19 protein-coding genes are annotated in these 25613 nt (G+C 50.0%); 12 read left to right on the top strand and 7 right to left on the bottom strand.

Annotated features, from left to right (window positions below; genetic code table 11):
- The 7 genes from ftsY to L9G74_RS15145 all read left to right on the top strand — a co-directional run.
- On the top strand, positions 1–1045 hold a 1045-nt coding region (ftsY, locus tag L9G74_RS15175), incomplete at its 5' end, for a signal recognition particle-docking protein FtsY (protein WP_238897268.1).
- A gap of 2 nt (positions 1046–1047) precedes the next feature.
- On the top strand, positions 1048–1749 hold the full coding sequence (gene ftsE, locus L9G74_RS15170) for a cell division ATP-binding protein FtsE (protein WP_238897267.1): 702 nt from the start codon (positions 1048–1050) through the stop codon (positions 1747–1749).
- 1 nt (position 1750) lies between these two features.
- Positions 1751–2716, top strand: a complete 966-nt coding sequence (gene ftsX, locus L9G74_RS15165) for a permease-like cell division protein FtsX (RefSeq protein WP_238897266.1) — start codon at positions 1751–1753, stop codon at positions 2714–2716.
- A gap of 201 nt (positions 2717–2917) precedes the next feature.
- Positions 2918–3778 (top strand): RNA polymerase sigma factor RpoH, encoded by an 861-nt coding sequence (gene rpoH / locus L9G74_RS15160; protein ID WP_238897265.1) that lies wholly within the window; start codon positions 2918–2920, stop codon positions 3776–3778.
- Between the two features lie 100 nt (positions 3779–3878).
- Positions 3879–6014: a hypothetical protein gene (locus L9G74_RS15155; RefSeq protein WP_238897264.1), complete on the top strand. Its 2136-nt coding sequence runs from the start codon at positions 3879–3881 to the stop codon at positions 6012–6014.
- Between the two features lie 110 nt (positions 6015–6124).
- Complete coding sequence (locus L9G74_RS15150; RefSeq protein WP_238897263.1) at positions 6125–8293, top strand: hypothetical protein; 2169 nt, start codon at positions 6125–6127, stop codon at positions 8291–8293.
- Positions 8294–8302: 9 nt separating this feature from the next.
- Positions 8303–10222, top strand: coding sequence for a toxin-antitoxin system YwqK family antitoxin (locus L9G74_RS15145; RefSeq protein WP_238897262.1), 1920 nt, complete (start codon positions 8303–8305; stop codon positions 10220–10222).
- Positions 10223–10344: 122 nt separating this feature from the next.
- Here the strand turns inward: L9G74_RS15145 and L9G74_RS15140 are convergent, their stop codons facing one another.
- Complete coding sequence (locus tag L9G74_RS15140) at positions 10345–11481, bottom strand: 5-methyltetrahydropteroyltriglutamate--homocysteine S-methyltransferase (RefSeq protein ID WP_238897261.1); 1137 nt, start codon at positions 11479–11481, stop codon at positions 10345–10347.
- A 762-nt stretch (positions 11482–12243) separates the two neighbouring features.
- Here L9G74_RS15140 and L9G74_RS15135 point away from each other — a divergent pair.
- Complete coding sequence (locus L9G74_RS15135; protein WP_238897260.1) at positions 12244–12882, top strand: CatA-like O-acetyltransferase; 639 nt, start codon at positions 12244–12246, stop codon at positions 12880–12882.
- 922 nt (positions 12883–13804) lie between these two features.
- On the opposite strand, the gene L9G74_RS15130 is transcribed toward L9G74_RS15135, so the two are convergent.
- The 6 genes from L9G74_RS15130 to L9G74_RS15105 all read right to left on the bottom strand — a co-directional run bounded on the left by L9G74_RS15130 (position 13805) and on the right by L9G74_RS15105 (position 22376).
- Positions 13805–15628, bottom strand: a complete 1824-nt coding sequence (locus L9G74_RS15130) for an ATP-dependent nuclease (protein ID WP_238897259.1) — start codon at positions 15626–15628, stop codon at positions 13805–13807.
- Positions 15629–16220: 592 nt separating this feature from the next.
- Positions 16221–17648, bottom strand: coding sequence for an o-succinylbenzoate--CoA ligase (menE, locus tag L9G74_RS15125; RefSeq protein WP_238897258.1), 1428 nt, complete (start codon positions 17646–17648; stop codon positions 16221–16223).
- A gap of 1 nt (position 17649) precedes the next feature.
- Entirely contained in the window at positions 17650–18693 is a 1044-nt protein-coding gene (gene menC / locus L9G74_RS15120; protein ID WP_238897257.1) for an o-succinylbenzoate synthase, read from the bottom strand.
- On the bottom strand, positions 18690–19529 hold the full coding sequence (gene menH / locus L9G74_RS15115) for a 2-succinyl-6-hydroxy-2,4-cyclohexadiene-1-carboxylate synthase (protein WP_238897256.1): 840 nt from the start codon (positions 19527–19529) through the stop codon (positions 18690–18692). Before menH ends, menC begins: the two co-directional genes overlap by 4 nt.
- Entirely contained in the window at positions 19529–21262 is a 1734-nt protein-coding gene (menD, locus tag L9G74_RS15110) for a 2-succinyl-5-enolpyruvyl-6-hydroxy-3-cyclohexene-1-carboxylic-acid synthase (protein WP_238897255.1), read from the bottom strand. Before menD ends, menH begins: the two co-directional genes overlap by 1 nt.
- Positions 21263–21416: 154 nt before the next feature.
- The gene (locus tag L9G74_RS15105; protein WP_238897254.1) at positions 21417–22376 is read right to left on the bottom strand and encodes a LysR family transcriptional regulator; all 960 of its coding nucleotides are present in this window, start codon (positions 22374–22376) and stop codon (positions 21417–21419) included.
- Positions 22377–22760: 384 nt separating this feature from the next.
- On the opposite strand from L9G74_RS15105, the gene L9G74_RS15100 reads away from it, so the two are divergent.
- The 4 genes from L9G74_RS15100 (at position 22761) to nrfD (ending at position 25385) form a co-directional block, all read left to right on the top strand.
- Positions 22761–23228: a hypothetical protein gene (locus L9G74_RS15100; protein WP_238897253.1), complete on the top strand. Its 468-nt coding sequence runs from the start codon at positions 22761–22763 to the stop codon at positions 23226–23228.
- Between the two features lie 69 nt (positions 23229–23297).
- On the top strand, positions 23298–23777 hold the full coding sequence (locus tag L9G74_RS15095; RefSeq protein ID WP_238897252.1) for a nitrite reductase: 480 nt from the start codon (positions 23298–23300) through the stop codon (positions 23775–23777).
- Positions 23770–24447, top strand: coding sequence for a 4Fe-4S dicluster domain-containing protein (locus L9G74_RS15090; protein ID WP_238897251.1), 678 nt, complete (start codon positions 23770–23772; stop codon positions 24445–24447). Before L9G74_RS15095 ends, L9G74_RS15090 begins: the two co-directional genes overlap by 8 nt.
- Positions 24444–25385 carry a cytochrome c nitrite reductase subunit NrfD gene (gene nrfD / locus L9G74_RS15085; protein WP_238897250.1) on the top strand — a complete coding sequence of 314 codons (942 nt, stop codon included), beginning with the start codon at positions 24444–24446 and terminating at the stop codon, positions 25383–25385. Before L9G74_RS15090 ends, nrfD begins: the two co-directional genes overlap by 4 nt.
- Positions 25386–25613: the final 228 nt, after the last annotated feature.

Here is a 25613-nt window from a genome sequence, read left to right as displayed (position 1 = left end):
AGAAGCAGAAGCAGAAGCAGAAGCAGAAGCAGAAGCAGAAGCAGAAGCAGAAGCAGAAGCAGAAGCAGAAGCAGAAGCAGAAGTGCAGCCAGAGCCACAAGAAAAGCCTAAACGTGAAGGCCTGTTCGCTCGCCTAAAACGCGGTCTGATGCGCACCAGCGAAAACATCGGCAGCGGTTTTATCGGCTTGTTCCGCGGTAAAAAGATTGATGATGATCTGTTTGACGAATTGGAAGAACAGCTGTTGATTGCTGATGTCGGCGTCGACACCACCCGTAAACTGATCGACAGCTTGACCGAACATGCCAACCGCAAACAGTTGAAAAATGCCGAAGCCCTGTACGACCTGATGCGTGACGAAATGCTGGCGATGATCGAACCCGTAAGCGTGCCGTTAGTGCCAGAAAACAGCGACGGCCCATTTGTGGTGTTAATGGTCGGCGTTAACGGTGTGGGCAAAACCACCACTATCGGTAAGCTGGCTAAGCAGTATCAACGCCAAGGCAAAAAAGTGATGCTAGCGGCGGGTGACACCTTCCGTGCTGCCGCCGTTGAACAGCTGCAAGTGTGGGGACAACGCAACGAGATCCCTGTGATTGCTCAGCACACCGGCGCCGATAGCGCATCGGTATTGTTTGACGCCTTGCAGGCCGCTAAAGCGCGTGGTGTGGATGTATTGATTGCCGACACCGCAGGACGTTTGCAGAACAAATCACACTTGATGGAAGAGCTGAAAAAAGTGGTGCGAGTGATGAAAAAACTCGACCCAAATGCGCCGCATGAAGTGATGCTCACCTTGGATGCTGGCACCGGCCAAAATGCCATTAGCCAAGCGCAGTTATTCCACGAAGCGGTTGGCGTTACTGGCATCACTATCAGTAAGTTAGATGGCACCGCCAAAGGCGGAGTGATCTTTGCTATCGCCGATAAATTTGGTATTCCTATTCGTCATATCGGCGTCGGCGAGCAGATTGATGATCTGCGTACCTTTGATGCCAAGGACTTTATCGACGCCCTGTTCAGTCAGGAAAAAACGGACAGCTAAACATGATTCGATTTGAGCAGGTCAGCAAAATCTATGCTGGTGGCCAGAAGGCGCTAACAGAGGTTAATTTCCATCTGCAAAAAGGGGAAATGGCGTTTTTGACCGGCCACTCCGGTGCGGGCAAAAGTACCCTGCTCAAACTGATCACTGTGATTGAGCGCGCCAGCGCTGGCAAAGTGTATATTGGCGGCCACGATATCGCCCACATCAAACGCCAGCATGTGCCGTATCTGCGGCGTGATATCGGCATGATCTTTCAAAACCACCATCTGCTGATGGATCGTAGCGTGTTTGACAACGTGGCGCTGCCGCTGGTGATTGAGGGGTTCACGCTGGGCGAAATCCGTAAACGGGTGGCGGCCGCGCTCGACATGGTTGGCCTGTACGGCAAAGAACGCCACAACCCGGTAATGTTGTCCGGTGGTGAGCAGCAGCGCGTAGGCATTGCCCGCGCCATTGTCAACAAACCATCACTGCTGCTAGCGGATGAACCCACTGGTAACCTCGACCCGAAATTATCGATGGATATTTTGCGGTTGTTTGAAACCTTTAACGACGCAGGTACTAGCGTGCTGATCGCCACTCACGATTTAGGGCTGATCGCCCGCATGAAATATCGCACCTTCACGCTGCGCCAAGGCCGCATGATTGGTGGCGAAGATCCGGCTCCAGCAATGCATTCCACCATTGAAGGAGGCAGGTAACATGGCCGATACCGCCTCGCTCACTCGCAGCAAATTACCGATCACCGGCCGCATTGTGATGTTCTTTATTCGCCACGTGCAGCACGCCATGGCGAGTCTAGGCGAATTGTGGCGTAGCCCGATGTCATCGGTGATGACCATGGCGGTGCTGGGCGTGAGTTTAAGCTTGCCCGCCGCGCTGCAAGTGATGGTGAAAAACGCTGAAACTATTACTCAATCGTGGGACAGCGCTGCGCAGATCTCCTTGTTTATCGACGGTGACCGCTCCGATAAAAGCATTCAAAGCTTGATTGCCCGTATCAAGGTCTATCCACAAATTGATCAGGTGCGTTATATCAGTAAAGAGCAGGCGCTGGCCGAGTTCCGTAAACTGTCGGGCTTTGGTGACGCACTGGATTATCTCGATGAAAACCCGCTGCCAGCGGTGGTGACAGTGTTTCCCACCGAGCGCTATTCCACGCCACAAGGCGCGCGCGAGTTACTGGCTAAGTTAGAACAAGAGCCAGAAGTGAGCTTTGGTCGGCTCGATATCGAATGGCTAGAACGTTTGCAAGCGTTGGTACATGTGTTGGAACGTACCGTGATTGCCATTGGCGCCTTGTTGGTATTGGCGGTGGTGCTGATCATCGGTAACACCATTCGCCTAGCGATCATGAATCGCCGTAGCGAAATCGAAGTGATGAAATTAGTTGGCGCAACTGAGGCGTTCATTCAGCGGCCATTCTTATACACGGGTATATGGTATGGCGTTGTTGGTGGCATTTTAGCTTGGCTAATTATTAATATTTTGGTGTGGTACCTCGACGGTGCCTTAACCCATCTATTAGGCTTATATGGTAGCAACATTCATATGCAAGGTTTGTCATTTGGCGAACTGCTGCGTATGGTAGTGGCGGCATCATTTTTAGGTTGGCTTGGGTCGTATGTATCGGTGCGCCATCATCTGCGCGCCATCGAACCGAGTTGATGGTTTTGGCTTGATCCGGATGACTGCTGATTGATCATCGTTGATGATTCTGTGAACGAATGTTCACTTGCAATGTCATAGTGACGAGGCAAAAATATTGTTCTAGGCAGATCGGCGGTTGACATATCATGTCAGTTAGTCGATAGTGCCATATCCCGATGAATTATCATTGGGTCTGCGGTAAACGAAATGGGAGCGTGTATGACTGGACAAACGCAATCAATGGCATTGATGGTTCCACATGGAAGCCACAGCCTCGAGGCCTATATTCACTCGGTTAACAACATCAAAATGTTGGAAGCCGAAGAAGAGTATGCGCTGGCTAAGCGTTTGCAGGAAACAGGTGACCTGCAGGCAGCTAAGCAGCTCATTATGTCGCACCTACGTTTTGTAGTGCACATCGCCCGTGGTTATGCCGGTTACGGCCTGCCACAAGCCGATTTGATTCAAGAAGGTAACATCGGCCTGATGAAAGCGGTCAAACGTTTTGACCCAGAAGTCGGTGTCCGTTTGGTGTCTTTTGCGGTGCATTGGATCAAGGCAGAAATTCATGAATACGTCCTGAAAAACTGGCGTATCGTCAAAGTTGCCACCACCAAAGCGCAACGCAAACTGTTCTTCAACCTGCGTAAAGCTAAACAACGTTTAGGCTGGTTCAGCGATGAAGAAGTGTCCATGGTGGCAGAAAATCTCGGTGTATCGAAAGAAGATGTCACAGAGATGGAATCGCGCATGTCCGCCCAAGACGCGGCATTTGATATGAGCAACGACAGTGATGATGATAGTGACTTTGCTCCGGCATTGTATCTTGAAGACCACTCATCAGATGTTGCCGCTCAAGTTGAACATGACAACTGGGAAGCTAACGCGCAGACGCGTCTGTTATCCGCCATCAAAACCCTCGACGAACGCAGCCAACATATTCTGCGTGCCCGTTGGTTAGATGAAGACAACAAGATCACCCTGCAAGAGTTGGCCGATACCTATCAAGTATCTGCAGAGCGTATTCGCCAGTTGGAGAAGAACGCCATGAACAAGCTGAAAGCTTGCATGGAGATCTAACCAGTTAACGCTGCACTGAGCATTTTGTCTCGGTGATAAAATAACAAGCCCGCCCCGATAGCGGGCTTTTTATTACCATTAAGGTCATAGGAAAGGTGTAATGTTCAAGGAAGGAGTGTTGTTAGCATTGGTATTACTGCTGAGCGGTTGCGGCCAGAGCAACTTTAACGGCAATGTCGATGATACCCGCAGTTATTGGGTTTACAGCCAGATTGATGCCGAAGGCGGTTACCGCACCCTCTACCAAAGTGAAGCGCTACAACAATATCGGGTGACAGATACCTCACCGCTGACAATGGACGTGGCGTTACGGCAGTTTGATTTTGATTATGCTGATAAGATCACGCTCGACAGCTTCAACGGTGAGGCAAGTGAGCAATACTTGCTGCCGCTATTTTCCCAAGGCTTAACCCTCACCCAAACCGATGATGACCATGGCGCTGAGCTGACCGCGCATGCTAGCGCTGCTTGGCAACAACTGCAGCAACAAGCTCCGCCTCTGCTGCTGCAAACCCTGCAAAAAAATCTGTTAATGCCGACGCTATTGCAAGCGCTGCCAACTGAGCCGGGGCAACAAGTTGTGCTGACACAACTGGCGGGCGTACCAATGACGCTGACGGTTACCGCCATCGATCAGCAACGTCTTACCGCCAAACTTTCCAGCGCTGATAACGGGCCGCAACTTGCCGGTGAACTGGTGCTTGATCGCCGCAGTGGTTGGCTGGAACGTTTGGTATTAGTGATGGATGTGCCCGTGGTGGCCGCAGATAAAATCGGTGGTTATGATCATGTGCACCTGCGCTTAGCGCTGTTACCTGAACATGAGCCGTTCGACTGGTTGCAGTTAGCGAGTCAGTTCCTGGATGCGCCATTGCCCATCTTCTCTGCGCCAGAACATCCCGAGGAACTGCAAGCGCCGCCAGCAGCGCAGGCGCTGGAATTTGCCACCGGTTATTTGGACGACAAGGTGAATAAACTGCTGCTGGCGATTCCGCAAGCGCCGCAACAGCAACAACTACCGCAGCACTTTAAACTGCGCAATATCACCGCCTACAACCGTGAGCAGCAGCCGCTGGATATCGGCTGGGCGCAACAATTTCAAGCGCCAACCTTGTTAGACCGTAAGAGCGCCATCCAGTACGTGCTGCCTTATGGCTGGCAAAAGTTGGCCCAAGCGCAACATCTGCACTATGTCGAAGCGGACGTAGATTATTACCCTACCCAAGTGCAGCCGCAAACCGTGACTTGGCAAGCGGGCGAGCAACAGTTTTCCGTTGACGGTGTGACGATTCACATCACGCCAGATACCGCTACAGACGGGCTGTATAACGTTGAAATCACTAGCCCAAGCAACAAAAAATTGCTGCCATTTTACGATGGTCTGCGCGGCGAAGTGACCGCGTTCGGGCAACTGGATGATGACAGTTGGTGGCGTCCAAAAGACCAACTGTTGCTGAATAAAGTGATGACGCCACAGCGCTGGTTAGTGCAGTGGTGGTTGAAGCAGCAACCTGAGCAAGTGACCTTCTATGTGGCTACCATCGCCAGTGAGGCAGCTGCGTCACGCCATATACGTTTTATTCCTCGTGACGATTTTATGCAAGACCCGCTCAATCCGCCGCATCTAACCGTCGACACACCAGCCAAAGCCAGCGGCTCATGGCAACAAGTGCCACGCTTGGAGAGCATCAAAGCCAAGGTCGATCTATTGGATGTGCCCGCTGAATGGGCACGGCTGTGTCAGCCCAAAGTGGTGAAAACCGACAAACAATTTGCCGTGCATTGGCAAGCGGTGGCGGCACCTGCCGATGACGCGCACGTAGGCATCAAACGCTATCAGTTAGTGTCGTCCAATAGTGCCGATGCTTGGCGGGGGCAAATGGAGGTCACCAGCCGCTTGGAATGCCGTGCCACGCCTAAGTGGCAGGCGCTAACGTATCAACCGAGCGACGCGAGTTGGTTGGTGCCAGTGACGGCACTGCCTAAGCTGGATCTACAGCAGCCAGTCAGCCAATTTCTACTAAACTACCGCTTTATCAACCCGCAGCAGGCGCTGTTGCCGCTGCTTGGCCCTGATGGTCGGCCGCTGGCGTTAACCAGCAAAACGCCGTTGGCTCAGGTGCTCACGGCCGAGCAACAACTACGGTTTAGCGATGCGGTGGCTCAGATTTTGGTGCTGCGCACCGAAGATAAAACTGCGCAGTATCAGTGGCACCAACCGCTGTTGTTAAAGTAATTTTCAGGGTGTTAACCAACGCTGAAAATGTGTAAATGCGCCGAATGAGAGCGGCTTTTTTGCTACTCTCGCGGCACGGGATTTTTCAGTTTCACGGAACGATATCATCTATGTATAGATACCTGCTTCTACTCACCTCGATGCTGGGGATCAGCGCCTGTTCTCCCTCTAACGAAGTCGCTTTTGACCCGAGCGTGGGCGATGAACATACCTATTGGACTTACTCCAATATCGAAGCTAAGAGTTACTACGGTACTCAGCAAAGCCGTACCTCCATGCGACAGCAACTTAAGGTGACTGACACCTCGCCGTTAACAATCGTCGCTACCAGTGATTATGTGGATGTTCGTGCGGCTGGTAGTCATCGGCTCAACAGTCTGGCTGCAGACAGCCAAGATGAAAAAATGATGCGCTTGTTCTCCAAAGGTTTCGAGCTTACCGTCGACACTGACAGCGGTAAGCTGCAAGACTTTCGCGCACTTGATGATGAGCTGTGGCAAGAGTTGCTCAAAAAGGGCGGCAAAGAAGCGATCGACCAGTTCACCAAAAGTACCTTAACGCCGGGTGTGTTAAAGACGATTCCGACCACCGTCGGTGCCACGGTGGCCTTGCCCGAGTTTGCAGGGCAATCGGTTAGCCTGACTGTTAAACAGGTGACCGATGATGAAGTGACTACAGAGATTGAAGGACACGACGAACAAGGTCAGCCTAACTTGTATGGCGTTATGGTGTTGGAGCGTGAAGACGGTTGGTTAAAGCAACTGATGCTCGTCACCAAACAATATATAAAACGCGCTGGCCAAGAGTTTAGTTTTCGTAGCCGAGTGGTGATGTTACCCGGTGACCAACCGGGCAACTTCGACTTTGACAACTATGCTGCCTTTGACGATTGGCAGCCAACCTTTGGCGATGATATTGACCAAACCCTATTGGTGCCGCCAACGGGCGAGGCATTGCTGCCATACAGCTATGGTGTTTATCAAGCCAGTGATGATGGGCCAGAGCTAGTGATACCACAAGAACTGCGACCGTATCAGGTCAGCGGCACGGTGAAATTGAAAAACATCAAAGGATTAGACGCTAAGCAGCAACCCATTGATGTGGAATTTCAATGGGCTAACATGTCGCAGCACTTCTATGATCTGGCATCGCGTCAGCTGGTCATACCCATTGGTTGGAATAAACAAGCTGAGCTAGAACGTCTGAACGCCTTTACTGCTACGGCGGAGTTTTATCCACGTACTTACTTGCATAAAACCGTGCAATGGCAAGCGGGTGAGCAGCACATAGATATCGACGGCGCGACCATCACCATTAAACCCTTGGCCAAACCCGCCAACACCTACGAAATGGTGATCACTTCCACTGCCGATACCCAGATAGCCAACTTCATGAAAGGCCTCAAAGGCGAATACAAAGAAGCGCCTCATGAGCAGAACGATTTCCTCAGTTACAGCGAACGGATGATGTTTAACTTGTACAGCAACCTGCCGCAGACAGAACGCTTCCTGCTGCGCGTGAAAGAAACGCCCACAGAGGTGACATTCTATGCGTCGCAACAAGCTAAATCCCCCACCTTTAGCCGTGATCTGACCTTTATCAAGCCGGAAGAATATCAACGTCACCCTGAGTATCCACCGCTGTTTCAAGACAAGCTTTATGGCTATTACAGCAATGAAGCCACTGAGCAGCAGCACCGCAGCTTTGATGATTTGCGTGCCATCATCGATAGCGGCCAAGGCAGCTACATTGATTTGCCGAAAGATTGGCAAAAAATATGTAAATTGAAGGTGTTATCCGACTATCAAGAAAATGGTCATGGGCTGGCGTGGGTGGCTGACAATGATCTCAACAGCGAGCCATTCACTAGCCACTATCGGTTGAGCACCGATGACGGTATTCGCCACTATTTTTATGGCATTAGCGTGACCAGCGAACTGAGCTGCGAGGGCGAACCCTTGTGGCAAACCATGGATTATCAGCCCAGCGATAAACCTTGGCTGGTGCCTGTGGCGGAGTTAGATGGCATCGACCTACAACAACCACTGGCTGAATTTGTTGCCCGTTATCATCTACTCAACGACGAAGGTGAACCGCTCAATATCCTGCTGGCCGATGGACAACGCCCCAGTGATATGAGCAACACCAAATTGGCGGATGCGCTCACACCGCAACAACAACTGCGGGTGGCGGGCCGAGTCAGCAGCATTCAGCACTTGAGTTATAAAGGTGCGCCGCTCAAACGGCAATGGACGAACACCTTCCCGGCTTTACCATAAGGAATTGGCATGATGCGTTTTGGTTTACTTTGTTTATGGCTGCTGTCGAGTGCAGTTTCTGCCGCCACCGTATGGCTTGATGACACTTGGCAGCCCACCACAAAAGCGAAAGCTAAATTTTATGGCGAATATGATGCAACCGCCGCCGCAGATGACCAGGGATTGCACCCGATCAAGATTTACTACGCCGACAATAAGCAACTGCGTTTTGAAGGCAAAATGCGCGATCCCAGCAAGCCGGGCGATACCGAGCAAGTAGGGCCGTATAAGTTCTACTACGCCAATGGTCAATTGGATTCTGATGGCCAGTTTGATGAGGCGGGCGAGTTTACCGGCTTAACCCGTATCTATAATGAAGATGGTACGCTCGACCGCACCATGGAGATGAAAGACGGCAAAATTAACGGCGAGGTGCGTTACTTTCAAAGCAACGGCAAGCTGGGTAGCAGCTATCAGATGGTCAACGATCAAAAACAGGGGCTTTACCAACGTTTTGCTGAAGATGGCACCACCGTGGTTGAACGTGGCAACTACAGCAATGATCAACAAGAGGGCGAGTTTCGCTCGTTTTACGACAACGGCCAACTGCGGGTAGTGCGTCACTTTGTTGCTGGTCAGCTCGATGGCGACTATCTCAAATATCGTCAAGACGGCACGCCAGAGGAGACCAGCCATTACCGCAAAGGCGAGCTAGATGGCGCCAACATTAGCTACACCAACGATGGCACCAAGGAGCGGGAGTGGAACTATAAAAATGGCGTGCTCGATGGCCCCAACCGCTACTGGTACAAAAATGGTCAGTTAATGTTGGAGCGCACCTACGTTAATAGGGAGCAAAATGGGCTGGATCAAATGTGGTCAGAAGATGGCAGGTTGAGCAGTGTGGCCCACTATAAAGATGGCAAACTTATCGGCGATAAGATTCGCTACCATCGCGACTCAGAGCAGATTGAGAGCATTGAGCACTACAACGATCAGCACCAGTTGTTAAGCCGCATTGACTACGACGAAGACGGCAACAAGCTGCATGAAACGATTTACGATGTCAGCCAAAAGCAGCCGATCAGCGATTACAAGGTCTACAAAAATGGCAAGCTAGTGTTCCAACGCCAAAAAGATCCTAACCGTAACTGGTCATTTGAGCAGGACTTTGATGAAAACGGCGAGGTGACCGGCTTTGTCACTTATCAGGACAACCGGCGTGACGGCAAATATCTGTCTACCAGCAGCGGTTGGCGTGATAACACTCAAGTGCGTACCGAGGCGACGTTTGCCAAAGGTAAGTATCACGGCGACTACCAAGAAACCGAGTTGCCCAGCAATATTGTGTTGCAGCAGGGGCGTTATCAAAATGACCAGAAAGTCGGCGAGTGGCACTACCAAGAAGGGAACTCAACCCGTGTTGAGCGCTACGATAACCAAGGCAAACTTCATGGTGAGCTGCTAGCCACCACATTGGATGGCAAACTGCTGCGACGTGAGCATTACCAACACGGCAAATTACATGGGGATTACGAGCACCGTAGCGAAGATGGTACCGTCACCGACAAAGGTAAGTATGTGAATGATCAGCGTGATGGCGCTTGGATCGAAAGCGTTAGCTATAGTAGCGAAAGCTGGCGCGGCAACTATGACCATGGCAAAAAAGTCGGAGATTGGCGGGCGACCAGCGTGGCGGGTTACCTCGTAGCGAGCGCGCAATACAATAAAAAAGGTGAGTCTGACGGCACGTTTTACACCTTCACCGAGGAAGGCCTGCTCACCAACGTTGACCACTTCAAAAACGGCGATTATCACGGTAAATCGGTAGCTTATGTTGGCGGCAAGCCGTACATGGTACATACCTATGAAAACGGCAAACTGATTAACAGAGAAGAACAAAATCCTTACTGCCAAGGCGATTGTGATGATGAAACCACAGCGGAGTAACCACTAACTTTCATCACCTAACGCGTTATTCTCAGTTGTTCACGCAGCAAAAAGGCGACCCAAAATGGTCGCCTTTGTTGTTAGTTACTAACGGAACTTGTTGTTAGTTACTCGCGTAACTATTACGCATCTTGCCAAACGCTTTGAGCTACTTGGTTAACCAGCTTAATCTTGTTCCACTGCTCATCAATGCTCAGCTTGTTGCCTTCCTCCGTTGAAGCAAAACCACATTGTGGGCTCAGGCACAGGTTATCTAGCGGCACATACTCGGTCGCTTCTTGGATACGGGCTTTGATCAGCGCGGTATCTTCCAACTCTGGGAATTTTGAGGTCACCAAACCGAGCACGATGCGACTACCGTTGTTGGCCCAATGGCGCAGCGGCGCAAAATCACCAGCACGGTCGTTATCGTATTCAAGGAAGAAACCATCATAGTTGCTAGCAAACAACTGCTTAGCAATTGGCTCATAACCGCCAGAGAACAACCAAGATGACGCATGGTTACCACGGCAAATGTGCGTCGTAATGGTCATATCCGCAGGTTTGTCAGCCAAGGCACCATTGATAATGTCAGCGCAGATGTCAGCGATCTGATCCGCATCAATGCCTTTCGCTTGCAGCGATTCACGCTTGCTGGCATCGGCCAAAAACGCCCAGTTAGTGTCATCAAATTGCAGATAACGGCAACCGGCGTCGTAAAATGCTTTCACAGCGGCGCGATAGGTGGTTGCCAAATCTTGGTAAAAATCGGCCAAGTCTGGATAGATGGTTTGCAGGTGGCTAATGTCTTCATTTGCCAGCACTTCTTGGCGCAAAATCATGGTTGGGCTAGGAATGGTCGCCTTAGCCACTACCTCGCCATCGGCGTCGGCCAAGGTTTTCAAAAAGGCAAAATGCGCCAAAAATGGGTGGTCAGTGTTGAAGCTGATTTTGTCGTGCACGCGAATGTTGTACGACGGCGCCGCTTTACCATGAAACTTCTGGTTGTAACCTTGTTCTGGCACATAACCTTCAACACCGTTGAGGTTTTCTAAAAAGTCGATGTGCCAAAAGCCACGGCGAAACTCACCGTCAGTGATCACTTTCAAGCCCGCGGCTTTTTGTTGTGCGACTAACTCGGTAATTGCGCGGTCTTCAATGGCAGTTAACTCCGCCTTGTCGATCTTGTTAGCAGTAAAGTCACGACGGGCTTGATGCAGGTAAGCAGGGCGTAAGTAACTACCTACTACGTCGCTGCGAAATGGGAGTTGGTGTGCCATGAATGAGTCCTTTTACAACGTAAACAACAAAAGATATGCGCTCATGATAATGGATGTCTAGACGGCTGTTAAACGGTTTTGCTTACATCTGCATGAGGAAAATTCATATCAACTTGAATTTTATTCAAGTTGAGTGGGATGGACGCTGGCGCTTGGTTTATCGCTACGCGATGATTTTTATGGCTTTCAGCCATTGCAAACTGCGTTTGCGAAAGATTTATGGCTGCGCCATACCAAGCTGCCGCTTGGCAACGTCGTGAGCTTTCGTGCTCACACTACGAGATAAGGGGGCTAGACGGCTTCGCCCCCTTATCGATCCCCCTGCCGCCCCACGGCACTAAACGCTTCGGCGCTTCTGGTTTGTCATCTGCGCAAATCGCCGCCAACTCGGAATCCATTCCTCGGCGCGGCTTTAAGGCATCCATGCCTTAATTGCTTGATGCCTGCCCAACGCACCTACGCAGCGCCGAAGGGGAATTGGTGTCGCCTGTAAGTTCAGTGGATTAGCTTTTAAAATTTGGTGGTTGCTATTTTTAGATCAATGCCTGCCAAACGCACCTCCGCAGCGCCGAAGGGGAATTGGTGTCACCTGTAAGTTCAGTGGATAGGTTCTAAACATTTGGTGGCTGTCATGATTTTTGCCTGTCAGTTAAGTGGACTGGCGGCTATTCCGCTTTGTCGCTTTGATTTTTGCTGGCATTTCAGAGATATTTATCCGCCTGATACTTATGCTGTTGTTGCAAAATCACTTTAGGAAAAAAGATGGAAGTTGTTGATATCGACACGTGGAAACGTAAAGAGCATTTCATGTTTTTTAAAGATATGGACTCGCCATTTTTTAATCTGTGTTTTGATCTCGATATCACGCCGCTGTACCAACATATCAAGCAGCATAAGTTGCCGTTTTATCACGCGGTAATCTATTACGTGATGGCATGCGTCAATAGCGTCGAAGCGTTTAAATATCGCTATGACAACGAAAGAGTGGTCAAGCATGATGCGCTCCAGCCGTCGTTCACTGTGCTGGATGGCGACGATGAGCTATTTAAAATTATCACCGTACTCAACGCCGATAACTTTCAGCAGTTTGTCAGTGACAGCCGCGACCAAGCCAGTACGCAAACCAGCATTATTGATGCGCAACGGCAACAACGCAGCGACCTTGTCTATATCACCTCGATTCCGTGGGTCAGTTTTACCAGCATTGCGCATCCGATAACCTTGGCAAAGTTTGATGCCGTACCGCGTATCGCTTGGGGCAAGTACAAAAAGGAGCAGGGCAAGGTGCTGCTGCCGTTTTCGGTGCAAGCGCATCATGCGTTTATTGATGGCATTCATATTGGCAAGTTAACTGAGGTTATCGAGCGCAATATGGCGCGGTTGGCGGAGATCTTTGGCTAACGTTTTGGTTTGGGTTATCGCTACGCGATGATTTTTATGGCTTTCAGCCATTGCAACCTGCGGTTGCGAAAGATTTATGGCTGCGCCATACCAAGCTACCGCTTGGCAACGTCGTGAGCTTTCGTGCTCACACTACGAGATAAGGGGGCTAGACGGCTTCGAATGACATCCATGTCAAACGGCCAGCTCGCCATCCATGGCTCGCGCTCATAAGCACACTCATCATCGATGAGTATTCGCCCTTCTCAATCCCCATGCCGCCCCGCGGCGCTAAACGCTACGGCGCTTCTGGTTTGTCATTTTCGCAAATCGCCGCCAACTCGGAATCCATTCCTCGGCGCGGCTTCTTCGGCATCCATGCCTCGATTGCTCAATGCCTGCCCAACGCACCTACGCAGCGCCGAAGGGGAATTGGTGTGGTCTGCAAGTTCCGTGGGTTAGTTTTAAAAATTTGGTGGCTGGAATGCGGTGACATTAGGCTGTGCCTAGCAACCTGCGGTTTCAAAATTCATGAGCTTTCGTGCTCACACTACGATCAAGATTTATCGCTACGCGATTGCAACCTGCGTTTGCGAAAGATTTATGGCTGCGCCATACCAAGCTGCCGCTTGGCAACGTCGTGAGCTTTCGTGCTCACACTACGAGATAAGGGGGCTAGACGGCTTCGCCCCCTTATCGATCCCCCTGCCGCCCCACGGCGCTAAACGCTACGGCGCTTCTGGTTTGTCATTTTCGCAAATCGCTCTGATTCGCGGTCCCTCGCTCACCATCGCTTCTCGATATCCATATCTCGATTGCTCAATGCCTGCCCAACGCACCTACGCAGCGCCGAAGGGGAATTGGTGTTGCCTGCAAGTTCAGTGGATTGGTTTTAAAAATCTGGTGACCGTCCTGATTTTTTTATTTCAATGCATTTTTTAGGTCACTGTTTCGCAAATGCAAATGTCACAATCTCTTTTAAAGTCGCTTCACATCTTGCGGTAAGTTTAACTTTACCATCAATATAATCTCGAACACGTTTCCAAGAGCTATATGGCTTATCTGTTGATTTCGCATTTTCTCCCTCGACCTGATCCCATAAAACATGTTCAAAGGTATCATCAACTAAGAAAACACTATCGGCATTTGCGACAGAAGCAATTTTTGCATTCGCTTTGAATGGATGAATTGCAGCTTTCTCTAACAACTCAGCATCAGTAAGGTTTTTACGATCAGTATCGTGAATTACACGATAGTCTATTTGTAGTGCATTCAATACCTTTACCAAGGCAGTAATTGTCCATTTTCCACCCGCAGATATTACAGTAGTATCCTTATCAAGACTGTCTTGAACACCTAGCTTCTCTGCAAGTTCGGAAATCATACTGAAGACGGCCACTTCAGTGTCTCCCTCAACAATTACAACTCTTTTGGCAAATAAGCTCTCACAAACAGTTGGATGGAAGTCTAATGCAGCTCTCAATATATCTCTTTCGTTGTAATCGTCAGTAGTTTCAAAAATGGTCGAAGATACTTGGTGTACAGCACGAGCATTTCCAGCATTTTTCTTTATGAGTTTCAGTGATTCGGGTTTGTCAGCAATGTTAATTAAGAAAGGTGAGTGTGTTGAACAGATAACTTGCCACTTAGGTGACTCTGAGCGTGTTTGTAGAGTATTTTTAAGTCTACGCATTAAGTGAGGATGAATATATAACTCTGGTTCTTCATATAGAACAACAACTGTTCTCTGTTCCCCTTGAACTGATGACTCAACCTCTGCATTAGCTTCTAGCATTGCAAATGCTAAAGCTCTTTGCACACCACTTCCCTGATACTGCAAATTTGTTTCGATTTCATCGTCAATTAGGAAAGTCGCAGCTTTCATAAACAAAGGCTCGACATCTATGTCACCAACCGCAAGTTTTACCTTAGAATCAAAATCTAATATCTGGTTAAGTGTTTTTGATACTTCACCGAGGACGTCCCCTAATCCCTCAATTTCAGAACCGTCTTCAGCTTTTCCCTTTAACTTATCTTGCAGTTCTGTAGCTTTTTTAATGTAAGCGGAATAGCTTTCATCTCCTTTTACTTTTGGGAAGAGCTTATTCGTGAATAAGAACGAGAAAGGACTATTATTTGTTACCTTTAACTCATCTTCTATTTTAAAACTTGCCGGAACATACATTACGTGAGGTACTGCTTGCTGTAAGGAGTTAGCAAATTTTTTAACATGCCAGTCTTCAGATAAGACTATTAATTCAGGTGATTTTTCGACAACGTAAGCCACCAAATCAGCTTGTCTTTCGTTGTATTCATTAGCTTTTGTAATGCCTAGTTCTTTTAAGATTGGTTTACATATTTCGTCAGTTTTCGCCTTAGAGTGGCTCAGATCTGACCAAGGGTACTGAGTTTCAACGCAGTACACCGAGTATTCATACGAATAGTCGGTTTGTTCAGTGTTCCACCATGCTGACATTTTTACTTTTAAACAGTCTTCATGTAAAAGAGTTGAAATTGAGGGCTTTCTCTTTTCCCAATCTTCGAGATTGCCAAATTCACAGATAATCTCCATAACTTTTTCTGACGCTTGCTGAGCAGGCCAGTCTTCTAATTTTGGTTTTCTATTATCCAAAACTAGGTGTATCGCATTGAGGATAGTAGATTTACCGATATTATTTGGACCAACAAGAGTAGTGAAATTCTCAAGGTCAATTTCAGCAAATCCGATGCCACGAAAATTGTTAATCATTAGTTTTTTTAATTTCATTATTATGACCTGCAGACGTACTACTTAAAGTTACATAGCATTTTATTAGTGTGCATGCGCATATATTTGGAAAATTCGCATGCTCAATTAATAAAGCTATTAATTTTGCGTAGCCGATTTAACGTACTGATTAGTAAGTAATCTATCAGGGTGTTGTGGAAAAAACGAGCGCAGCAATGAGGAAAATACGCATTACTTTTGAGTTTTTCTTCAAAGTGATAATTTGCTCATCTTTTGAGTAGAAAATGAACGTTAGTGCTAGCAATGCGGCCAAGCAGAAAAGGAGCAAGCTTAGTCGGTGTCTTTATGGCGCCACATAGCTGTCAGGAGTACTCCGTGAATTCCCAGCACATGCGGACTTGTGGCCGTCGCCAGCATGGATGCTGGCGTCGAGCTTACATGGATGTACTCGCAGCGTGCCACAAGGCTGCATGTGCATTGCCCACCGCAGGTGATTTAGCACATCCGTGCTGACATGCACATTGACGTATCAGGTAGATGCGAAACTACCAGCTAACACCAAAAAGTGGCGCTCAAAAGCGCCACTTTTAGCTAACCAGAGTTTGGCGCTATTCAGCCAAACTCAACCCAATCAGCGATTAGTGATTATCGCGTTAATCACCAGCTTCCTTTGTACTTTCAATCCTTGAAAATCCCCATCCGGCCATGGGTAGTAAACTCGTGGGCGTTTAAAGCGGGCGATTTTACTGAGCAGAAATTCAGTGAGTTCGGCGTCAGTTGGTAGGGTGCCGTCGCTGGTTTTGAGGATGGCGGAGGGCAGTAGGCCAAATTCTGCATTGGCTTCGCCAAATACGATGGCGTCGAGGATTTGTGGGTGCAGTTTTAGTGCGGCTTCGACTTCTTCTGGCTGAATGTTTTCGCCGCCGCAGATGAACATGTTGTCGCTGCGGCCTTGTATGTGCAGTTGGCCGTGGTCATCAAAGTAACCGCGGTCTTTGGTGCAAAACCAGCCATCGCTGTCGGTGTCGCGTTGAATGCTGCCGTCGGGCTGTAAATAGCCCAAAAAGAGGGTGGCACCTTTGACCCAAATCACGCCGTCTTTAATGCACAGTTCGCGGTTGGGCAGGAGTTCGCCGCTGCCAGCGATATCGGCGCTACTGGTGGTGATCTGCGAGCCCATTTCGGTCATGCCGTAGCTGGTAAAGGCGCTGATGCCGAGTTGTTGTAAGGCGTCGGTGAGTTCGCGGCCAATGGCGCCGCCGCCGAGCAGCAGGCATTTGACTTTGCTTAGGCTGGCTGGCGAGTCAGCTAACAAACGTTGTAATTGGGTAGCGACCAGCGACAAATGGCTGATGGGATCGCGCTGTAGCTGTGCGCTGAGCGGCAAGCTGTCATCAACCATCACAATGGTAGCGGCACTGAGGGCGCAGCGATTAACAATCGCCAGGCCGCCGATGTGAAACAGCGGCAGTGACAGTAACCAGCCATCGTTGGGGTTGAGGCTGATGCGCTGTAAGCTGCCGCTGGCGTTGGCAATATGGTTGCTGAGCGAATGCACCGCGCCTTTGGGCATGCCAGAGGAGCCGGAGGTCAGCAGAATATCGACCGGCTGATCAATCTCTATCTCGGGCGGTTGATTGTTGCTGTTGGCTAACCCGTCGCCGTTGGATAGCACATGTTTAGCAAGGGCGGAAAAATCTGGTTGTAAGCGGCGAGCCTGTGACCACAGCGCTTGGCGGCTGTCATCAGGGCACCATAGGGTGTTGATCTGCAGCCGCTGCATGATCTCCAGCAACTGCTGCTCAGGGAATTTGGGCGAGAGCGGGCTAAACAGTAAGCCGCGATCGACGCAGGCCCAATACAGCAGCACCATTTCGATGCAGTTGCTGGCGATAACGCCGAGCTTGTCGCCGCGCGTGAGCCCTTGTTGGCTGAGCCAGTCGCCAAGGGCGAGCACGTGTTGCGACAGTTGCTGATAGCTGCGGCGTTGGCCGCTGCTGAGCAACGCGATGGCGTTGGGCTGGCGTGCAGCGGCTTGATGTAAAGGTGAAACGGCCAAGTTACTTCCTAATGCTAAATACCGGTGTGAGCGAATCAAACGCTAAACAGGTTTTGTCGCCGAACGGTTCAATCAAGGCTTTGGTAAACGGCGTTAGCGTGTCTACGCCCGGGGTGTCGTCGGGCGTCAGTGCGGCGGCCACATGCAAAATGTCGGCAATGCCCAGTGACGATTCAATCGACGAACTCAGTACGCAGCGCAGCCCCAAACCGTGGGCGTGGTCGATCAGCTGTTGCAGTTTTGGCAAGCTGCCACACAACATAGGTTTGATCACTAACGCGCGCAGGCCGCTGTCGTAGGCATCGTCGGCGGGGACAAAATCGGGATGGCGGCCAAGGGTTTCATCCAGCGCGTACGGCACGCCTGTGCTGGCGAACAGAGCGCGGTTTTTCTGCCATTGGCGGCAGGGTTCTTCAATGTACTCAATGGCTTGCTTGGGTAAGCAGGCGCAAAAGGCTTCCGCTTCGTCGAACTCAAAGCCTTGGTTGGCATCGAGCCGCAGTTTCACGTTGGGGCGGATCTCTTGCACTAGATGGATCAGCTGTAGCTCTTCCGCCATGGTGGTTTGTGCCACTTTGATTTTGACGCGGTGAATGTTGTTCGGCATCGCCATCAAGCGTTGGCGCAACATCACTTCGGGTTCACCTTCACGTGGGACAATCAACGGCACTGGCTCAAACGGGGTGTGATGCACCGGCAGTTGTTGATTGATTTTGGCCGATAGCAGGCTCAAGCCCCACGCCACTGACGCCAGTTGGGTGAACTCGGCGGCGCTATCTAACGTCATCGAGCCTTCAACAATGGCTTGCAGCAAACTTTGCAGTTCGGTGATGGCGTCATCAAGGCTTTCTAAACTGAAGCCATTAATCTCGCTGCCATCGCGGTCAAGGCCGCTGAGTGGCGCGATCTCCACATAATAATCTTGTTCATTAGCACGCGCTTGCAGGATCAGCCCTTGGCGTAACTCAATACGCTGTTTGCCAACGGGCAGTGCGCTGTCCAGTGGAATGCGGTAGCGGGCGAGGCTAAAGGATTCGAGCGTCATGCATGGTTCTCCGCAATTGAATTCAAAGTGGGCAACAGCTGCGCTAAAAAGGCGGCGGGTTGTCCTTTGTGGCAGTTGTGGCCGACATCCGCCACGGGGTGCAAGGTCAGCGGCGCGCGGGCTTGCCAAGCACGGGCGATAGCCGCAAATTTGCTATCTTGGCTGCCGTAATAATAATGCACCGCACAGGATAACTGCTGTGGCAGTTGCCATAGTTCGGCTTGCAAGGCGAGCGAGGTGCCGCAGTACATCGCCAATAATGCGCTGATATTTTGCTGCTCGCGCTGGGCGATTAATGCCTCACGCTGGGCGGCGCTCAGTTCGGCAAATACCGCTTGTTGGTACCAAGCCGTTAAAAACTGGCGCATTGACTGCTGCTGCAACTGTTGCTGCCAATGTAAGTCATTGATGGCGCGTTGTTGGCGCTCGTGCTCAGTGGTGAGCCCCGGATGGCAAGACTCCAGCTGTAAGCTGAGCAGGTTGGCGGCATGACGCGCGGCAACATGTAACGCTATCCTGCCCCCAAGTGAATACCCCAGCAAGTGATATTGTTGAATACCGAGAGCCTGCACCGTTTGTTGTACTAAGTCGGCGCATTGCTGCAACACGGCGTCACGGTTGGCGACGGTGCGCCCGTGGGCAATGTCGGCTAAATCGGGCGCGGCAGGCAGGGTGACTTGGCTCTGGCCGTGGCCGGGCAAATCTAGGGTGATGCAGTAAAACTGTTGGCTGAGCGTGGCTAACAGCGGTTGCCAATCGGCACCGCTGCCTAAAAAGCCGTGCAACAGTACCAGCGCGGGCAGGCGCGGATCACCCACACATTGACTGTGCAACATCAGCTTTGTCTAACCCATTGGCCGATGGCGGCGATCTGGTCGCTCGACTGTGTCGGCGCGACTTTGACTTCAATCACCGAGGCGCCGTGGTAGCTTAACGCATCTTCGTAGGCATCAATAAAGCCAACTAAATCTTCCACTTGGTTATATGGCAAACCAAACATGGCGCTGCCGTAACCAAACTCTAAGCCGTGGCCGAGGCGGTAATATTGCTGGCGCACTTGCTCATCAGGCACCGGCAAAATATTAAAGATGCTGCCGCCATCGTTATTGATAATCACCAACACCAACGGCGCTTGTGCTTGGCGTGCCAGCGCTAGCGAGTTGAGATCGTGCAGCGCCGAGATGTCACCAATAATCAGCGTGGTGGGGCGGCCAGCATGTGCGGCGACACCGCAGCTGGTCGCAATCAAGCCATCAATGCCGGAAGCACCGCGGTTGGTATAAGTGGTGGCCGGTTCGCTAGTGATTGGCGCGAACATATCGTACAGGCGCACGGGTAAGCTGTTGCCAATGAACAGTTGCTGCTGTCCGGTTTGGGTGCGGGCAATTTGGCGGATCACTTGCGCCTCACCAAAACTGCCGTGGTCAATCTGTTGGGTGAACAGTTGGCTCATGGCTTCATTCTGGGTGACTAACGGTAACGCCCAATGGGCGGCGGACGAGCGCGGCCAGTCCAGCTCGGCCACTTGGTGCAAGTTCGCCAGTAGCACTTGTTTGCTTTGATGGCTTGGGTCGAGCCGTTGCTGCCGTGGCAGCACTTGCCAGTAGCTGTGCCAGTTTTGCTCGGCCAGATAGCTGATCAATCGTTTTGACAATAACCGGCCACCGAATAGCAGTACGCGGTCGGCTTGTTGCAGCAATGCTTTGGCTTGTGGCTGTTGCAGCAATTGGTCGATATTGCCAATCGCTGCTGGATGTTGCCGCAGTTGCGATTGGGCATCGGTCAGTAATGGCCAGCCGAGTTTGGCGGCTAGCGCCACCAGTTGTTCCGGTTGCTCACTGCTGTCGAGTGTACCCGCAATGATCACGCCTTTACCGTGCACAAAGCGGCTGAGCGCATCTCGGCTCGGCAGGTTGGCAAATTGGGCATCGCTAAAGCTGGTGTATGGCCGGTTATGTTGCAGCCAAGCGCTCACTTGGTCGCGATATAGCGTCAGCTCCAGTGACAGATTAGCGCTCAGCGGATTGCCTAAATCTGTGGGGTACAACGGCTCGCGATACATGCAGTTAACGTGCAGCGGGCCGTCGAGGTTGGCTACCGCTTCATCGATGCTGCTGAGCAATACCTTGGCACTAATGCTGGTGTCTGGCGTTGGCAAGTCACAACGTTTGGCGTAGTTGGCAAAAATCGCTGGTTGGATAATTGCCTGATTGGCGCCGCAGCCGATCAGCTCTGGCGGACGATCACCCGACAGCACAATCAGCGGCACATTGGTCAGCCAGGCTTCGACTACTGCGGGGTAGAGGTTGGCTACCGCGGTGCCCGAGGTGGTGATAATGGCTACTGGCGCGCGGCTCGCTTTAGCTAAACCGAGCGCATAAAAGCCTAAACCCCGTTCATCAAAGTGCAGGTGTTGCTGGAGTTTTTGTTGTTGTGAGGCGGCCAGTGTCAGCGGCGTAGAGCGTGAACCTGGTGCCATGCAGACGTGTTGAACGCCGAGCCGAGCCAACTCTTCAAGGAGGAATGCACCCCAAAGTAGATTTAGCTCCGCGTGGAAGTTGTTTTGCATAAGCGGTTACCCATATTTGGCTGCGCCTAGTGTAACCATTTGCGCCGATTGGCAAAAGGGAAAAACATTCACCAGCAGGCAGCCCGTGGCCGTGGTGGTGTTAAACCATGGGTGAGTTGAGGATGTTGCTAAGCGAAGCGCTGATGGCTAGGGGCTACACTAAAGTACTGGTGACTTCGCGGATCTGCTGTTTAAGCCAGTTAAGGTCTTCATCGCTACTATCGGTGCTGCAAATCATCTCTACCGTTCTGGGGCTAGACACTTTAAACAGCTTGTCGGTTTCCACATCGGCGATACGCACGCCGTGGATCATCGGCACGTCGGGGAGCAGTTCAAATACCGAGTGATATGGCACTAATGCCACGGCTTGGCTTTCTTGCAGGTACAGGAACAGTGACGACACACTGCTGATGCAGATATCCACATTGAGCGGAATGCCGTTGCTGTGGCAGTAGTCCTCAAATGGGCTAGTGCTGCGAGGGTTGCAACCAACATCGGTTTTAACAAACGGATATTCGGCAATCCGTTCTAAGGTGATCTCTTGCTGTAACAGCGGATGGTTACTACTACACACCAGAAATAGCTCGCTGAGCGATTTGACGTATTCCACTTCAAAGTTTTTTTGCACCAGTGATTGGGCTTCTTGATGATTACCACAGCAGATGCCTAAGGTGATTTCGCCATCCATGATGCTTTGCAGGGTGGAAGCGTTCCATGGACTGAAATTAAGATGAAAATGCTTATGATCATTTTTTACGGAATGCATCAACGCTTTGGGGTAGATATAACTAATTAAACCGGGAATGGCGACTTCAAACCAACGCTCTTGGCCTTTATTTTGTTGCCCAATATGATTAAATCTTTGTGCTTGCTCGACAATTTCTTTAGCAATGGGATAGATAGATTTAGCGTAATCATTTGGAATTAAGCCATATTTTTTTCTTTGAAATAATTCATTACCAAATATAGAGCGAACGTTACGCAAGCTACGGCTAATTTTTGGTTGTGGAATATTCAATATTTTAGAAACTTGCGTGGCAGATTTATTTTCGCAAAGGTTAACAATGATGAGCAGGCTCATCATATCTAATTTCTCAAAATCGATATGTTTCATTATTAATTGTCCAAAAGCGAAAACAACTTTATGACATTAACATAAAGTGTAGCGATAAAAATAGGCAGGCCACGTCACAAAATTGACACTTTGTTTTAAGGTGTATTTTTTATGACTTTTATAAAGGGTTGAATACCAAAAATGCAACTTTCAAAAATCGAAAATCACATTTTCATCTAATGAAAAACTCGTTATCTACTATCTTATTTTTAATGATTGAATTTTGGAAAAACCAAATTTTATCAGTATCTTAAAATTCAAATGTGCTGCGGTCATTCTAAGTTAAGTGTGATCGTGTTCAAGATATAATTGCCTTAATTCTCCAATACTCAAGTTGCGGTAAAAATCGCATCTAAAACAATAAAGCAATGATTGGAGGTAATTATGAACATCCTATCTGTCTATCTAAGTTATGCTTTTGCATACTTCGTCGTCTTCGCCGTTGTGCCATTTGTCGTGGTGACTTTTGTTTTAACCTGTATCAAATTTTTTAAACATGAAGGGGATGAACCACTTCATGCAAAAATTAAAAACAGGTTGTTTGATAATGAAAGTCTCGGCTTCTTTAAAACACTTAAAAGCTTAACTAATGGTCAGTATGAAATTTGCAGTCATGTACCATTAGAAGCTGTGTTAGAAATGGAGCTAAACGAAGCAGAACCTCATGGTTATTTGGACTATGTGCTGATAGATCAAAACTCATCCGAAATCAAAATGATCATTAGTGATTTCAGTGATGTAGACAACGCTAGCGTACTGCCTTTGCTACAAAAGATGAATATACGTCTTATTGATATGAAACGTGATCATCCATTTGATTCACAACATCTCAGTCAAGCTCTCGCAGCATGATCTTTAGCAGCGCCGGTGGCGCCATAAACAGCGTGCCACCGGTCTTTCCATTTACTTGGGGGACATCATATGTCCAGGAATACTTGGCGCACAGTGCTCGGTGCCGCCACATTGGTATGCCTGTCGAGTTTCAGCCAAGCCAATGCGGACAACGATACCGCAGCACCAATTAATCAAGACGCCTGCATGAAATGCCATAAGCGTAATGGCACCATGTTAGGCATTCACGCTAACCCACAACTCCACCTTAGTTGCCAAAATTGTCACGGCGAAAAAGGTAACCATCCACGTAAACCGAATGACTTACGCGTGTTTTCGGACGAGATCACCACCGATGCGATGACCGCTAACCAAGCGTGTTGGCAATGCCATGATGCGAAAGAACTCGGCGACAAAGCCTGGTTCCACAACATGCATGCTGACAAGCTTTATTGTTGGTCATGCCATAAGTTGCATGTCAAAGATGACCCTGCGCTCCAAGGCGCTAGCAGCCTGCAGTGTCGCCAATGTCATGCTGAGCAGCCTGCTCAGGAGGTGAATCGTGGATAATGTCAGACGCCAGTTTATTAAAGGCGGTACTGCGCTCGTCGCCGCCACCTCGCTGTACTTGCTGCATGATGCGGGGGCCAAAGATCAAACTACAGGCCAGCACCGCTATGCCATGCTGCATGACGAAAACAAGTGCATTGGTTGTAATGCTTGCTCAGAGGCTTGCCGCGCCACTAACCAAGTGCCAGACGGCGTAGCGCGGTTACGCATTGAACGCACCGGGCCGTATGGCGAATTTCCTGATCAGTATTATCACTTTAGCCGCGTGTCTTGCCAGCAATGTGAGCAAGCGCCGTGTGTCAATGTTTGCCCAACCGGCGCTTCTTATATTGACCCTGAAACCGGCATTGTGACAGTCAACAGCTGGAAATGTGTGGGCTGCCAATACTGTATTGCCGCGTGCCCGTACCATATTCGCTTTATCAATCCGGTGACTCATGCGGCAGATAAATGTGACTTTTGCCGCGAGAGCAATCTGCGTGAAGGCAAATCACCGGCCTGTGTGGCGGCTTGCCCGACGAAGGCACTGACCTTTGGTGATATTGATGATCCCAATAGCGCAATTGTGGCGGCACTGAATCAGCAACCGGTTTATCGCGCGAAAGAAGATATTGGGACCCATCCAAAACTGTTTCGTATTCGTGCCAAAGCGGGGGGGATAACCTTATGAGCGCATTTCATAGTGAATATTTGGTATGGCATTGGCCAATTGCGTTTTACCTGTTTTTGGCTGGTGTGTCCGCTGGGGCGATGTTTTTTGCGGTGTTGTTGAAACAGCTTTGTGTGAAGGATGCGCCGCATGAATCGGGCTTTATTCGCGCCGCGTGTATCATCGCGCCAATTACGGTGATGGCAGGGCTCGGTATCTTGGTACTCGACCTGACCAAGCCGCTGGAGTTTTGGAAGATCTTATTGTTCTACAACTCTACCTCGGTGATGTCGGTCGGCGTGATGGTGCTGCTGGTGTATACCGTGCTGATGTTTATGTGGATTGCGTTAGTGATGCGGCCATATATCGATGTATGGTGTGAAACTCGCTTGCCTTGGCTGCGGCATATCACCGCATGGCTACAGCGTAACGAACCCACTATCACCGGCATTCTGTTGATTCTGTCATTGTCGTTGGGGGCTTATACCGGCTTCCTGTTATCGGCCTTGCCGGGTTATCCAATGCTCAACAATCCGGTGTTGCCTATTCTGTTTTTGCTCTCGGGGCTCAGTTCCGGCGCGGCGTCATCGCTGCTCGGCGGGGTGTTCCTCAATGGTAATCCAGACGGTCGGGAGGTTAAGTTTATCCATAAAATTGAGATCCCATTGATATTGGTAGAAATAGTGGTGATTTTCACCTTCTTCATGGGATTAATGCTTACTGGTGGTCAAAGTAAAGTGGCGGCGCTACATGCGCTAGGCTTTGGCTTCTGGGGCGTGGTGTTCTGGTGCGGCATACTCGTGCTCGGGTTATCTGTACCGCTGGCTATGAATCTATTCATGACCGCCACCGCCAAACGCAAGTGGGCCTATGTGGCCGCCACTGCGAGCTGCAGCTTGTTGGGGGTATTAATGCTGCGCCACTTTATTTTGTACACCGGGCAAATGACGATTGCTTAGCAATGGGATTGCGCCATATAAGATCTGGTTTAGCAGGGGTAACCCACTAAACGCAAAAGAAATATTGAAAGCCCAGACAGATAGGTCTGAAGCTTATGACAAGGAAGTTAATGGGCAGGATGCCACTTTTAGTCACTTACTTGACCCCTTTACCCGTACCTCCACGGGATTCGCCACCTACGAGCACGCCGGTGGCGTTTTTGTTGCAGCGTTGCCCTCGGCGCGCAA

This window comes from Shewanella electrica (assembly GCF_022321485.1).
Classification (GTDB): Bacteria; Pseudomonadota; Gammaproteobacteria; order Enterobacterales; family Shewanellaceae; genus Shewanella; species Shewanella electrica.
This window is presented reverse-complemented; position numbering and strand designations above follow the sequence as displayed.

Bases quoted from the DNA above. Each gene is read 5' to 3' on its own strand.
- L9G74_RS15130 (WP_238897259.1), bottom strand. From the start codon at position 15,628: ATGAAATTAAAAAAACTAATGATTAACAATTTTCGTGGCATCGGATTT.
- rpoH (WP_238897265.1), top strand. From the start codon at position 2,918: ATGACTGGACAAACGCAATCAATGGCATTGATGGTTCCACATGGAAGC.
- ftsE (WP_238897267.1), top strand. From the start codon at position 1,048: ATGATTCGATTTGAGCAGGTCAGCAAAATCTATGCTGGTGGCCAGAAG.
- L9G74_RS15095 (WP_238897252.1), top strand. From the start codon at position 23,298: ATGTCCAGGAATACTTGGCGCACAGTGCTCGGTGCCGCCACATTGGTA.
- L9G74_RS15145 (WP_238897262.1), top strand. From the start codon at position 8,303: ATGATGCGTTTTGGTTTACTTTGTTTATGGCTGCTGTCGAGTGCAGTT.
- menC (WP_238897257.1), bottom strand. From the start codon at position 18,693: ATGACGCTCGAATCCTTTAGCCTCGCCCGCTACCGCATTCCACTGGAC.
- menH (WP_238897256.1), bottom strand. From the start codon at position 19,529: ATGTTGCACAGTCAATGTGTGGGTGATCCGCGCCTGCCCGCGCTGGTA.
- L9G74_RS15150 (WP_238897263.1), top strand. From the start codon at position 6,125: ATGTATAGATACCTGCTTCTACTCACCTCGATGCTGGGGATCAGCGCC.
- menD (WP_238897255.1), bottom strand. From the start codon at position 21,262: ATGCAAAACAACTTCCACGCGGAGCTAAATCTACTTTGGGGTGCATTC.
- ftsX (WP_238897266.1), top strand. From the start codon at position 1,751: ATGGCCGATACCGCCTCGCTCACTCGCAGCAAATTACCGATCACCGGC.
- L9G74_RS15135 (WP_238897260.1), top strand. From the start codon at position 12,244: ATGGAAGTTGTTGATATCGACACGTGGAAACGTAAAGAGCATTTCATG.
- L9G74_RS15105 (WP_238897254.1), bottom strand. From the start codon at position 22,376: ATGAAACATATCGATTTTGAGAAATTAGATATGATGAGCCTGCTCATC.
- L9G74_RS15100 (WP_238897253.1), top strand. From the start codon at position 22,761: ATGAACATCCTATCTGTCTATCTAAGTTATGCTTTTGCATACTTCGTC.
- L9G74_RS15140 (WP_238897261.1), bottom strand. From the start codon at position 11,481: ATGGCACACCAACTCCCATTTCGCAGCGACGTAGTAGGTAGTTACTTA.
- L9G74_RS15155 (WP_238897264.1), top strand. From the start codon at position 3,879: ATGTTCAAGGAAGGAGTGTTGTTAGCATTGGTATTACTGCTGAGCGGT.
- nrfD (WP_238897250.1), top strand. From the start codon at position 24,444: ATGAGCGCATTTCATAGTGAATATTTGGTATGGCATTGGCCAATTGCG.